This window comes from Ruminococcus flavefaciens, from assembly GCF_900108555.1.
Taxonomy (GTDB): Bacteria; Bacillota; Clostridia; order Oscillospirales; family Ruminococcaceae; genus Ruminococcus; species Ruminococcus flavefaciens_P.
The window spans coordinates 25,422-39,082 of record NZ_FNWV01000006.1; the positions used below are offsets into that span (position 1 = coordinate 25,422).

12 protein-coding genes are annotated in these 13,661 nt (G+C 44.5%); 10 read left to right on the forward strand and 2 right to left on the reverse strand.

Annotated features, from left to right (window positions below; genetic code table 11):
• The first annotated feature begins 62 nt into the window (after positions 1 to 62).
• The 3 genes from BLW60_RS09350 (at position 63) to BLW60_RS09360 (ending at position 3,375) form a co-directional block, all read left to right on the forward strand.
• Positions 63 to 983: a ParM/StbA family protein gene (locus BLW60_RS09350; protein WP_074716712.1), complete on the forward strand. Its 921-nt coding sequence runs from the start codon at positions 63 to 65 to the stop codon at positions 981 to 983.
• Position 984: 1 nt separating this feature from the next.
• On the forward strand, positions 985 to 1,449 hold the full coding sequence (locus BLW60_RS09355; RefSeq protein WP_074716714.1) for a hypothetical protein: 465 nt from the start codon (positions 985 to 987) through the stop codon (positions 1,447 to 1,449).
• A gap of 291 nt (positions 1,450 to 1,740) precedes the next feature.
• Entirely contained in the window at positions 1,741 to 3,375 is a 1,635-nt protein-coding gene (locus tag BLW60_RS09360; protein ID WP_074716716.1) for a recombinase family protein, read from the forward strand.
• A gap of 44 nt (positions 3,376 to 3,419) precedes the next feature.
• On the opposite strand, the gene BLW60_RS09365 is transcribed toward BLW60_RS09360, so the two are convergent.
• Positions 3,420 to 4,181 (reverse strand): PD-(D/E)XK nuclease family transposase, encoded by a 762-nt coding sequence (locus BLW60_RS09365; RefSeq protein ID WP_081348193.1) that lies wholly within the window; start codon positions 4,179 to 4,181, stop codon positions 3,420 to 3,422.
• Between the two features lie 48 nt (positions 4,182 to 4,229).
• Positions 4,230 to 4,373: a hypothetical protein gene (locus tag BLW60_RS16810; RefSeq protein ID WP_175460914.1), complete on the reverse strand. Its 144-nt coding sequence runs from the start codon at positions 4,371 to 4,373 to the stop codon at positions 4,230 to 4,232.
• A gap of 329 nt (positions 4,374 to 4,702) precedes the next feature.
• Between BLW60_RS16810 and BLW60_RS09370 the strand changes: the two genes are divergently transcribed.
• The 7 genes from BLW60_RS09370 (at position 4,703) to BLW60_RS09400 (ending at position 13,657) form a co-directional block, all read left to right on the forward strand.
• Complete coding sequence (locus tag BLW60_RS09370; protein WP_207645928.1) at positions 4,703 to 5,989, forward strand: hypothetical protein; 1,287 nt, start codon at positions 4,703 to 4,705, stop codon at positions 5,987 to 5,989.
• Between the two features lie 246 nt (positions 5,990 to 6,235).
• A complete protein-coding gene (locus tag BLW60_RS09375) occupies positions 6,236 to 6,994 on the forward strand; it encodes an EAL domain-containing protein (RefSeq protein WP_074716720.1) in 759 nt (252 codons plus the stop codon).
• Between the two features lie 67 nt (positions 6,995 to 7,061).
• Positions 7,062 to 7,775, forward strand: coding sequence for a hypothetical protein (locus BLW60_RS09380; protein WP_242872857.1), 714 nt, complete (start codon positions 7,062 to 7,064; stop codon positions 7,773 to 7,775).
• 25 nt (positions 7,776 to 7,800) lie between these two features.
• A complete protein-coding gene (locus BLW60_RS09385) occupies positions 7,801 to 8,658 on the forward strand; it encodes a signal peptidase I (RefSeq protein ID WP_074716722.1) in 858 nt (285 codons plus the stop codon).
• A 43-nt stretch (positions 8,659 to 8,701) separates the two neighbouring features.
• A complete protein-coding gene (locus BLW60_RS09390; protein ID WP_074716724.1) occupies positions 8,702 to 10,267 on the forward strand; it encodes a hypothetical protein in 1,566 nt (521 codons plus the stop codon).
• Between the two features lie 23 nt (positions 10,268 to 10,290).
• A complete protein-coding gene (locus tag BLW60_RS09395) occupies positions 10,291 to 13,242 on the forward strand; it encodes a signal peptidase I (RefSeq protein ID WP_242872858.1) in 2,952 nt (983 codons plus the stop codon).
• On the forward strand, positions 13,235 to 13,657 hold the full coding sequence (locus BLW60_RS09400) for a hypothetical protein (RefSeq protein WP_074716726.1): 423 nt from the start codon (positions 13,235 to 13,237) through the stop codon (positions 13,655 to 13,657). The genes BLW60_RS09395 and BLW60_RS09400 overlap by 8 nt, the downstream gene beginning before the upstream one ends.
• The last annotated feature ends 4 nt before the right edge of the window (positions 13,658 to 13,661 follow it).

Genomic DNA, 13,661 nt, shown 5'->3' on the forward strand with positions numbered 1-13,661 from the left:
AGTCAAAGGACAGCATACAGCTATCCGCAAGGCTGAATAAAAGTATAACGGAGGTATCTGTTTTGAAACATTATAACGACTTCCTGATCGTGGGCATCGACCACGGTTACGGAAACATCAAGACCGCCAACACGGTCACGCCCACAGGCATCACCAAGCTCGATGCTGCACCGACCTTTACAAAGAACACTCTTTTCTTTGAGGGGAACTATTATCAGATCGGAGAGGGACACAAGGAGTATCTTGCCGACAAGTGGCAGGACGATGACAACTACCTGTTCACGCTTATGGGCATTGCCCGTGAGCTGAACCGTGAGGGCATCACCTCGGCTAAGGTTTACCTCGCCGTAGGTCTCCCGATCACATGGGTAGGCAGACAGCGTGAAGACTTCCGCAAGTATATGTTGCAGAGGGAGAGCGTGGACTTCAAATATGAGGACAAGCTCTACTCCGTCCGCATCATCGGGTGCTATGTTTATCCGCAGGGTTATGCCGCCGTGGTGGAGAAGCTGAACGAGATGACAGGTCTGAGCATGATCGCAGACATCGGCAACGGAACGGTCAACATCATTTTCGTCAGCAACAAGCGTGTCATCAACACCAAGACTTACACCGAGAAAATGGGTGTGAACCAGTGCGTCAAGGCTGCGTCCAACGCAATGATGAACAAGCTGGGTGTCACTGTGGACGAGACGATTATTCAGAGCATGATCCGCTACGGCAAAGCGGACATTGACAGTGAGTATGCTGAGGTGCTTTGTCAGGCGATTGCCGAGTATGCCGAGGATATTTTCGCTCTGCTCCGCAAGTATGAATATGACCCGAAGATGATGCGCCTTTACATCACGGGCGGCGGCGGAAAGCTGATTGAAAACTTCGGGAACTATGACAAGGATAGAGTGACTATCATCGGAGACATTTGTGCATCGGCTAAGGGGTATGAGTTTTTTGCAGCCGCACAGCTCAGGAAGGAGGGCAAGTGATATGGGCAAGGACAGAGAGTGTGTCAGAACGACTTGCTTCCGCTTCAATATGGACAACCCCGAACACGCCAAAGCCTGGGACTATCTCCACAACTACGACAAGGACAAGATCAAGTCCACCAACGTGGCGGCGATCATGGCAGTGAATGACTACTTTGACCGTATGGGGAGACTTGCTGATGATCCCTATTTCGAGACCCGTCAGCGTGAGGAGCGTTTCGTGGAGCAGATCGTTTCGGAGGTGGGCAAGGCTTTTATTGCCGAAATGCCGAAGTTCCTTGCAAGCCTGATGCTGAGCTTGAACAGGGGCTACCCTATGCAGACAGCACCGATGCAGGCTATCCCCGTAGGAACGGAGAACAGCAGAGGATATGCCGAGATCGGCAATCCAAGCGCCACGGAGGGCTTGAAAACCTCTGACGAGGACGATTATTCCGGCATTGATTTCGATTTTATCGGCGGTTGATATTACTTCAAACAGCATTACCGCCAAATATATAGCGGAGTATTACAACAACAGCAACAAACCAATAGACAAGGGAAGAATCGGAGAAATAATGCAAAAATGCCTGATAGCATTTTATTCAAAAAAGAAATCCTGCAAATATCACAGAGGAATTTGCAGGATCGAGCACCTAACGCCAGTTGGGCGAGGCTCAAATTCGATACTTAAGATCGAAAGTCTTGCAGGAACAAGACCACGCCCGTCGTAGGATTGCGCCGGGCTGGTAGTACCAATGTAAGGAGAATGATGCAGATGAGTAATATACCGACCGCAAAAAATGTGACCGTGATACCTGCGCTGACAACTGCCGAAGTCAGGGAGAGAAAGTTCAAGCAGATAAGGGTAGCTGCTTATTGCAGAGTATCTACCGACCATGAAGAACAGCAGAACAGTTATCAGGTGCAGATCGCATATTATACCGAGCTTATCAACTCCAATCCCGAATGGACACTTGCAGGCATATTCGCAGATGAGGGCATCAGCGGTACGCAGACCAAGAATCGCAAGGAATTCAATAAGATGATACGCAGGTGCAAACAGAAGAAGATAGACCTTGTGCTTTGTAAGTCTATCAGCCGTTTTGCCCGAAATACCGTTGACTGCCTTGAATATATCCGTGAGCTGAAATTGCTTGGTATAGGTGTAATGTTTGAAAAGGAGAACATCAACACCATGACGATGAACAGCGAATTTATCATATCGCTGTATGGCTCTTTCGCCCAAGCTGAAAGCGAAAGTATCAGCAAGAACGTCACATGGGGTGTGGAGAAATCATTCAAAGAGGGAAAGGTCAAATATTCCCTTGATAAGATGCTGGGCTTTCGCAGAGGAGATGACGGCAAGCCTGTCATCGTGGAGGAAGAAGCTGAGATAGTCAGATATATCTACAAGCTGTATCTTGACGGACTTAGCCTGAAACGTATCGCAAGAAGGCTACGTGATGAGGGTGTCAAGAAATGGAACGGCACAACTGACTGGACATCGGTAACGGTTTACGGCATACTCAAAAATGAAAAATATGCCGGTGATGCGGTCTTGCAAAAGACTTATACGGTGGACTGTATTCTGCATAAACAGGTGAAGAATAACGGTGAAAAGGACAAGTATATCGTGTATGACTGCCACCCTGCTATCATTGAACGTGATACTTATAACCGTGTTCAGCAGGAGCTTGCGAGGCGTGGCTCGATTAGAAAAAGAAGCGACAAAACCGAGACAGAGCAGGGGCATTACGCAAGCAAGTATGCTCTCAGTGATATTCTTATCTGTGGTGAGTGTGGAACGGCATATCGCCGTGTAACGTGGACTTCTCACGGTCACAAGCTGATAGTATGGCGGTGTATCAGCAGACTTGACCACGGCAGTAAGTACTGTAAGAACTCACCATCTATAAATGAGGAAAAGCTCCAGACCGCTATTGTCGATGCACTCAATAGGGTATATGCTGACGGTGAGAAGTTGATGGAAGAAATGAAGCGAAATCTGATGATGGTCATGACAGACAAAGACATCGCAGCTTCGGAGATAGAGAAAATGAAAATGCGGCTGAATGAAATATCCAAAGCACGAAACGGTCTTGTTCATCTAATTACAAGCGGAGCAGTAGATGAGGACTCACTTGATAGGGATTTTGAAGACCTTATCAACGAGGAGAAATTCTTGAAAGAGCAGATCAGCGACAGGAAGGCTAAGTCAAAGCTCAGTGATGAAAAGCGCTATCACCTGATGTCCGCATTTGAGGAGCTTCAAAAAGCAAAGTTTCAAATGACCGAATATGATGATGTGACCGTAAGAAAGGTTGTTGAGTGTATCAGAGTGCTGTCAAAGACCGAGGTGCAAATAATCTTCAAGGGGGGTTTTGAGATGAATGTGGAAGTTGACAGATAAAGAAAATGCCCACCGAGCCATTATAGACTTGGTGGGCATAATGTTTAGTTGTTTGAACCGAGCATAGCGGCGTAGCGTGCCTGATCCTTTTTAGGTATCTGCAACGCATCCATTGCCTGCTGAACCGTCCATTTGGTAGTCTCCATCAGCTTTTTGATACTATCAAGTAAAGTCTTTTCAGTTGCATTGATTTCAACAGCCATACCGAGATTACACATTTCAAGCACCTCCTCTTCGATTTCCTTTGTCATTGGGATATTGAATTCGCTTTCAAGTATCTGCTTTCTCTTTTCAACACTTTCGGTTGTGGAAAGAAGCGTACTCAAAAGACGTATGATACTATTATCACCTTCCATACCCTTATCATTCAAGGATATGATAATGATTTTCATTTTGTCGTAGTTCTCGACAGGTTCATTGACCTGACCAATCGTCTTAGTCGGTTTCAGACCATACTCCACGATTGAGTTAGTGTTTGCGCCGCTGGGACTCGGACATATCCATATGGTATACACCTTCTGTATCTTGTCATAATCGGAGCGCTCAAAGACCGTTCCTTTCTGACGTGAGATCAGGCGAGCAGCGTAGTACACACCTCTTGTCACGATAGCATATGACATCTTTGTATCGACCTGTATCTCAATGTTGATGACAAGCCGAACGACCTTGCTCGTTTTAGGGATTATGGCATCAAAAACCAGATCATATCGAACTAAGCCCTCACTGTCGGAATTGTCCTCGGTATCAGAGCCGACGATAGCCGAATCAGCATCAGGTACGTCCTGGTCAACAGATACCTCGTTCACCTGAACCTCACCGGCAAAACAGTTTTTCTCAATATATTTAATATCGTATCACTCAAATTCCTCGACACATTCTTTCAGTATCTCGGCAAGTATGATACGATGTTTGATCAGCTTCTTAGCAACTGCATCAAGCTTAGCGCGGGTGTCGGAAGCGTCAATGCTGTTGGCAAGACTTGTAGGAACAGTAGCCATTGGTATCATCTCCTTCTTTCCTATACTAATTATATCATACGAGCGGTAAAATGTCAATGCTGTATTTCGGCTTTAAGGCGGATTTTAGAGGACTAAATGGCATGGAGTTTACAACAAATCAAAATGGCGGAGCATAGGAAACAATATCGGAACTCTGAACGTTCAATATCGTTATCCGAAAGATAGATATATAGGTGTTGAAAGAGTAGTATATAATGAAGTTGGTGAAGGGTGGTCATCTATAGTTTTCAGCTAATGATTATTGACTTGAAACTGCTATAAAATGACGATATTGCGAGGTAAAATGGATCGTCATTCGTTTCGTATTAATGACTATAGCGTGGTTCACCATGAACCGCAATGCGAGTTCCTCGGGTATGCAGATAAAAACGGCTACTCTGCCGTTCGACATCGCGACTAAGGGCAGCAGTATCAGAAATGAGGCTATGATAAATTCCGAAAATGATGATTATGTCACAGGTATTATCGGTTCATCGCATGGCGAGTACGCTGAGGGTACGTCGGAAACGCTGACAGCTCAAAGCGGAACTTCGGGAGAATACTTCACAGGGGACAGCCTGTGTCTGAGATTTACTCCCGTAGATGATCCTGATACTAATGATGTTAATGAAGCGGACGATCCTCCTGATATAGCTCCGGGAAGCAACGGTAAGCTTGAGCTGAACGTTATCCCTAAGGTCGATACTGCAATTAGCGTTAAATTATCGCTTAATATTGTCGCTTTTGCAGAGGTCGAGAAAAAAGACGTAAATGGCGAAGTCATTTACAAAATGAACGGCGATACCTACGCATTAGACGCTAAAGGCAATAAGATACCTGAGACGGAGATAATTGAGATCACTGACACGGAGAGCTTTGCTTCGGCAGTAACGGATAAAACAGGTAATACTTCTGCTGCGAATTCAGCAGCGGAATATGTTAGTGCTGCGGATTACCTCAGAGGTCATATCCTTTTCTTCGGCGGAGCAGGCGATACTACAAATGCGGCTGAAAGTTCGAGGTATTATTATACAACCCCGTACACTTCGAGAGATGCGGCTTCGCAGATATACTTTACTTTCAATGTACCTGCTAATAATAAAGGTAAAGCTGTGGAAGTGCCGATATACTGGATGTGGACCAATATCTTTGGTCAGGTGGCGCTTCCTGATAATATTTCGGGCAAAAGAAATGGATATCCTAGCAGATTGCCGATAGCAAGCTATCTGACGGGAGTCACTATCTACGGTAAAGACGGAGCTGACGAGGGCACAGATGACGATGTTATTTTCCCGAGACCGGATACATCTGCAATATCAGCCGATGATCTGAGTACATCAGAGGAAAGTGATATTTATTCTGTTACGGTGAACAAAGATCTGCTTAAAACTAATTCTGACGGACGTTACGTTATCCCGATAAAGTTCAGCGTGAAAACGGGCAACAGCTTATTTAAGAACACTGAGGACAACGGACTTGAATACTCCAATTACAAGGTAACTGTATCGGCGGTAATGTGTTCGGCAGTTGACGGCACAGGCAGTTTGAACGTATCTTATGATGATGACCACATTATCTACACAAATGCAAGAATATTGACATCAGTTGTTGAATGACACAGACAGAAAGCTGCGGAGAGATCTTCTTCGCAGCTTTTTCTTTTTCTTGAATGTTTATTCGGAATATAAGGTATATAAAAAAATAAAGTGTATTATTTTTAAGTAATATTACTTGTAGGATAATTTGTAATTTTTTAACGTTTTTTTGACGCAATTAATAGTTATTTCATTGACATTGCGCAGTAAATATGGTATAATAAGACAAATATAAAAATTATATGTCATCGGAAAGAGGGTGGAGAAATGGCGGAAAAAGAAATACAGACCACCGTTGGCGGTCTGAGAGCTGTAGAACTGTATTTTCGCTCTGTCAGAGAGATTGCAAGCGGAAGTACAGCCTTTTATCAGTCCCAGACGCGCCTTAATTCTCCTAAGCTGGGAGTTCTTTCACCCGACAAATATCGTGATGTATGCGAGATGACGAGTCAGGCAGAAAAGCTCTTTCAGCTGGAAATGCTTCAGGCGTTGGAGGCTTGCAGCAGCTTTACCGAACGTGAATTGAATTTCAGCTGGATATCGGTATATATGCCTGTTCGTTACCTTAAAAACGAAAATGCTGCCAAGGCTGTTGTTGAGATATGCCGCAAGAGAGAGATACCGACTAACCGTATCTGTTTTGAGCTTTCTGAAAAGCTTCTTGCCGAGGACGACGGAAAGGCAGCTGATTCGATCCAGACTATGCGCAATTTCGGTTTTCATTTTATGCTTACGGGTTTTGGCGGAAGCTACTGTCCTATGATGAGACTATCGAATTTTTCAGTAGATTACGTTATGCTGAGCCCCGAAGTTGCAAACTTCATAGGCAGAGATGAAAGATCTGACAATGCGGTAAAGTCGATAATTTCATTCGTTAACGACATAGGTTCCGAACCCGTTGCTGACGGAGTTTTTAACAGCAGACAGGCTGAAACACTGTACTCATTTGAATGTTCTTACTGTGCAGGCAGCCTTTCGGGAAAATATGTTACGGAAAGGTTTGTCAAAAGGAGAGCAGATACTTGAAAGATCAGTATATCATACGATCATTATATAAAAATGATCTTAAATTGCAGGAAATGGAGAGTTCGCTGTGGATAAAAAGGTAATTGATGTCCTTGAACTCAGAAGAACCGCCAAAGAGGTAAAACGTCATGTTATCCTGATGAGGATACTTGCCCTGCTTGTTATAATTCTTGTACTGATAATCGCCATTGCGTATGCAATATCATATTTTTATGACAAATTCGGCAGTTTTACAGTAAAAGTAAGCAAGTATGACATGGTGCATCAGGGACTTACTCTTTCAGAGACGCCTGATTATGACAAGGCGACCGCTGTGCTCAATGCCAATATCGTATACGATATGACGAACATAAGCGGCAATGATCTTCCCGATAATATCGACAAGATAAACGGAAGCCATAATGGTCCAAATTATATAGCTTATACGTTTTATCTTATAAATTCGGGAGACGATACGCTCACATATACAGGAGAAATGTCTATTGAGAATGTGACGAAAAATGTAGATGAAGCTATTCGTGTTGCCGTTTATAAAAATGGTGAAAAGACCGTATACGGCAAAACGAAATCCAACGGCGGCGGTAAAGAAAGCGACTGTGACAGTGAGTTCCTTTCATCGTCATTGGTCATGCGTACCTCTACCGAAGGCTTTGAGTCGAATAATAAGGACAAATATACTGTGGTCATATGGCTCGAGGGAAATGATCCCGACTGTCTTGATGATATAATAGGTGGAACATTAAAGCTTAGTATGAATTTCAAGATAACTGAGTCTACATAATATATCCAAAAGGAGTTTTTATAATATGAAAAAGGCACTGAAAATAACAGTAAATGTTTTTGCATGGATAGTACTTATAATAGCACTTCTTGTTACTGTAATAGTATTCTCCTCCGACAAAAATAATGGTGTAGCCAATTTATTCGGATATATACCGATGACTGTTGAATCTGACTCAATGGTACCGACATTCAGGCAGGGTGATCTTATCATCTGTAAGGATATTGATGATATAAACGCGCTCAAAGAAGGCGATGTAATAACCTTCTGGACGATCATCGATGGAAAGAGAGTAAAAAACACCCATAGGATCGTAGGTATCAATGATACAGACGGTGCAAGAAGCTTCGTTACACGAGGCGATAACAATGATATAGATGATACACTTCCTGCATACGCAAGTGATATCATAGGAAAATGGACAAATACAAAGCTCGCAAAGGTAGGCAGGGCAATGAACTTCCTTCGTACCAAAAAGGGATTTTTCATATGTATCCTTATACCTATGGCTATCTTCTTCCTGATCGAGCTTTATAAGTTTATTGTTGCACTTATCGAAGCAAAGCGTCCCGAGACTCCTGATATAGACGAAGAGGAGATAAAGAGACGCGCAATTGAGGAGTACCTTGCAAGCAAGGGCGAAGCAGCAGAAAATGTCAAGGAAACAGCCGAAAAAGCTGCCGAAGCCGTAAAAGAAACAGCTGAGAAGGCTGAAGAAAAGGCTGAAAAAGCTGCCGAAGCTGTAAAAGAAACAGCTGAAAAGGCAGAGGAAACAGCCGAAAAGGCTGCCGAAGCCGTAGAAGAAACTGCTGAAAAGACTGAGGAAGCAGTAGAAACTGCCGAAAAGGCAGCAGAAGAAGCTGAAGGAGGCTCCACCGAATAATTGACACGATATATGCGGAAGCATAGATCTTCAGGAGTTTATTATGAATGAATTTCTAAAATGGTTTTTTGAATTTATTTCGGAGATGCTGAAAGGTTACTCGGAAATAGTCCGCGGCATCGGCAACGGAATAAAACAGATCTTCAATATAAAGAACTATATCGACATATTCAAGCAGCATTCCGAGAATTACGGCGCACTGAGCTGGGTGCTGTCGATACTGGCTATAATCATAGTCGCGGCTGTATATGTACTGCTTCTGATGATGATAATCCTCGGCATCAGAAAGTATATCAGGTTCCGTCATTCCATTGTCAGCAATGAGGATCTGCTGGAAGAGATATCGGAGCTCCAGCGAAAAGTCATGAAAATGACAAAGGAAAAAGACGAGATAATGGCTATGAAGGTGTCGCAGATGGGACTTCCCGCAGGTTCGGGTGCTCTTTCACTTGCTGACGGAAGTATGGCTGCCGACGGTGAGGGCGAGGCTGCACCTGCTGTTGTTGAGAGCGGTGTGGTACAGACAACAGAGCAGAGATTTTCAAAGCTCATCGAAGTCGATGCCTTTTACAAGGAATATACTCCGCCAGAGTATGACAACGATATAGATCTTGCAGGCATATGCGAGAATTTCCGCAATTTCGCCTGCTCAAGAATGCATCTCTACTATGAGCCTAAGATAGTATGGCTTTTCCTTGCAGGTATGGCTTCCACGAAGCTCATTATCCTACAGGGTATATCAGGTACAGGTAAAACATCACTTCCTTACTCTTTCGGTAAGTTCTTACAGGTGGATACAACTATCGCTTCCGTACAGCCTTCATGGCGTGACAGAACGGAGCTTTTCGGTTACTTCAACGAATTCACCAAGAACTTCAACGAAACGGAAGTGCTCAAGAGAATATATTCATCGGGCTACAACAACGATGTAAACCTTATCCTTCTCGATGAGATGAACATCGCCCGTGTCGAGTATTACTTCGCCGAGATGCTCTCCATTCTCGAAATGCCTAACGCTGACGAGTGGGAGCTGGACATCGTACCGAATGTATGGAGCACCGATCCTGTAAACCTTGACAAGGGCAAGATACGCATACCTCAGAATATCTGGTACATAGGTACAGCGAATAACGATGACTCAACATTCGCTATCTCGGATAAGGTATACGACCGTGCTCAGCCTATCAACCTTGACTCTAAGGGCGTTGCTTTTGACGCTCCCGATACTCCGCCTATGAACCTGGGCTTCGATCATCTTGACAAGCTGTTCAGGGAGGCATTCGACAAATATCCGATATCACAGGAAAACTTAAAGAAGATACAGCAGCTTGACCTCTGGGTAATTGAAAAGCTGAGAGTTGCTTTCGGTAACCGTATCCTCAAGCAGATGAACCTTTTCGTTCCTGTGTATGTAGCCTGCGGCGGCGATGAGCTGGACGGAATAGACTACATTCTCGCTACAAAGATATTCAGAAAGTTTGAGTCTCTCAACCTTGCGATGCTGAGAGAGGAGCTGCGCGAATTATGCGTATATATGACAAAAACTTTCGGTAAAAATAAAATGAACGAATCTATAGCTTATCTCGAAAGACTACAGAAGCTGTTCTGATACGGAAGAGCAGGTGAGAGCAAGTGAACGGCTTGTACAGCAACTGGTACCATGAGTTTGAAGAGATCATGGAAACAATGAGCAGCGATGAGTTATATGGTACACTTGTTCCTCTCCTCGAATCGAGCCGAAACAATTTTGCCTTCAACAAGAAGATAATGGAAAAGGCGATAGATGTTTCGTGGGTAGAGGCTATTGAAAACGGTCTTGTACATCTGGACAATTTTCTCAGGAACCCGAGACGTACAATAGAGGACGTTGAAGAGATAGTACCCATAGCACTTTCGCGTAAAACCACAATAGAATCTGTCAAGCATCTTGCACAGCATACAGACCTGATACAGAGCGTTGACAGAAAAACAGGAAAGATAACGCCTTCAAAGATACTCAATGTACATAAGGAAGAAAGCCTTATGACGTATGAGAACAGGTTCATCAATACCCTTGTGGACAGGCTTTACATCTTCATATCAAGAAGATACGAGAAGCTTGCCGAGGTATCAAAGGACGAAGAGGTATTCACCCTCGGATATGATACCGTAATTGATGACAACAAAGGCGGCAAAATGAAGATAGACGTGAAGATAGAGACAGTAGACAGTCTTGATTCTTACGATGCCAACGGCTATACCGTGTGGCAGAGAGTCGAAAAGCTCAAAACAGCTATCGAAGGCTATAAGGGCTCGGAGCTTTGCAGGACTCTCGGAAACAGCTTCATAAGACCGCCTGTAATGCGTACAAACGCCATTATGAAAAATGTCGACCTGAAAGCCTGCCTGACACTCTGGCAGTACATAGAGAGCTATGACAAGGTCGGCTATGAGATAAACATACAGAATAAAGCCGTAGCACCTCAGAGGGAATACGTTATTGACTTCTACAAGCTCGTAGTGCTTAACCTGCTGCTGTTCCGTTCGTACATGAACAACGACAACGAGGATAAGCTCAAAGAGCTGAGAACACAGACATCAAAGCCTATAGCTCCCAAGTTCCTGAAAAAGTTCGACAAGGAGCTTGCGGCGGATTACAGTGTTTCGTCTGAGTCTGTTGCAGGATATATCGCCTCCGATTCGGATTTCCGCGTCGAAAAGCGGCTGCCTCCTGACCTTAATCTCATGTTTGAGCAGATAACGGAATGTATCAACATCGAGACTGCGTATATGGAAGAGCAGGAAAAGCTCAGACAGGAAGAGGAAAAACGCCGTCAGGAGGAAGAGGAACGTCTCAGAGAGCAGCAGCGCATCGAGGAAGCAAGACGCGCGGAGCTGGAGCGTATCCGCCTCGAAAAGGAAGAGGAAGAACGGAAGCTGCAGGAAATGCTGGCAAAGAAACGTGCCGAGCAGGAAGCCGAGGAGCGGGAGCGTCAGCGGCTTGAAGAAGAAAGACTTGCCCGTCTTGAAGAACAGCGCAAACGAGAAGAGGAAGAGCGGCTCAAGCGTGAGGAAGAAGAGCGTATCGCTGCCGAGCGTGAGCGCATAAGACAGAATAAGGAAATGGCTCGTGCCGAGCTTGGTGAAGCCGAGGGACTTGATGAAGAAGCTCTCAATAATGCTCCCGATGAGGCAGAGCTTGAAAAACAGGCGTACAGCGAAGTCACCGATGATGAGGTCGAGGAGGTAATTGCAGAACTCGACAATTCTGAGGAACAGGAAGGATTTGAAGATCCGAGAGCTGTTGCAGCCCGTAAAAAGATCGAACAGCAGAAACTGGAAAAGGAACGTGCAGAGGCAGAACGTGCCCAGCGTCTCAAGGCTGAAAGACAGCACTTTGAGAGTAAACCTTTCAGGGAGATATACCGCGAATATTCGTGGAATCCAATATATGCGCTTATACGTCTGATAAGGCATATACTGGCTGTGGTATTCGGTATCATACCCGAGGATACCGATAATCCGTACTATAAGCAGCTCCTTGCCGAGAAGAAACAGAAGAAAGAGCAGAAGGAGCAGGAAAAACAGCAGCGTCAGCAAATGGAAGTGTACTACAAAAAATACGGTCAGGACTTCAAGTACCGTTTCAGACGCTTTATCGCTGACATGAAGTTCAAGCGGAAAAAAGCCCGCGAAATGAAGAACAAGCCCCGTCCTGCATATACTCCGCCTGTAAGGACTCCCGAGGAGCAGAAAGCCATTGATATGGAAATGAAGCGTCTCTATAAGGAGTATCGTGTAAGCCTTGTTGAGAAAGTCCGCAGGTCACTTGCATATCGCAAAAAAGCAAAAGAGGAGCTTGAAGCGGCTATCCGTGAGAGTGAAGCAAGCATTGAAGCTTCCGATGTCAAGGAAGCTGAAAAAGAGGATAATTCTTCAAAGGCAGCAAATGTCATAGTTACGGTCATTACCGCTATAGCACTTGCCTTCGTCATATACGTAATGGTATGCTCGGCTAACGGAAAAGCCGTGAATGTATTCGGCAAGAGTATACTTAAAGTCGTTACGGGAAGCATGGAGCCTTCTATCCATGTGGGTGACTATATAATAGTTGAAAAGACCGATACTGACTCACTTTCCGAGGGCGATATCATTACGTTCTATTCCGACCAGAACGACATAAAGGATAAGCTTGTAACTCACAGAGTGATCGGTAAAAACGATGACGGTACATATATCACAAAGGGCGACGCAAATCCTATAGAGGACAGCGTACCTGCAAGACAGGAGCGTATAATCGGAAAATATACCCGTAAGTCAAGATTTTTCATATGGGTGAATTCTTTCGTTGATCTAAAAAAGCTTCTGCTTATACTGGTAGTGATACCTATGACTCTCATAGCACTTTATGAAGTGCGTACACTGATGAAAATGGGTATGGAAGCTGCCGAAAGCAACAAAAAGGAAGCCGATAATAAGCGCGAAGCTGCTGTAAGAGAGGCTATCGAAAGAGAAAAACGCCGTCTTGAAGAGATAGGGTATGATCCCGAAAACGAGGTGAAGCTGAGTGAATCAAGAGAAATTGATGAAGAGGAGAATGATTAGAGCGATCATACTTTTCATTATCACCTTTATAGCTCTCCTCGTCTTTATAGCATTGTATGTTGACGAGACAAAGCGTGTTCAGGAGACTTACCGCAAGCAGTACAAGGTAAATCTTACAAAGGTCATCGAGGATATCGACTCGTACAAAAACGGCGAGGGCGATCACGACCTGAGGTATATGCGTATCGTCAGTGATATGAGCGGTGCAAATTCCTTTGCATTTCTCATAGATAAATTCAATGACAAGCAGATAATAATCAATGAGCTTACGACCTGTACCATGAAGTATCCCGAGCAGATGAAAGAGAAGCTTGACGATATGAGGCAGGCTCTCAGCGATATCCTTGACGATGTGGATAAGGGATATGAGGAAGCAGCGGCGGTAGTAAGCTCGGTAGATAAAAAAGGCTATTGATGCA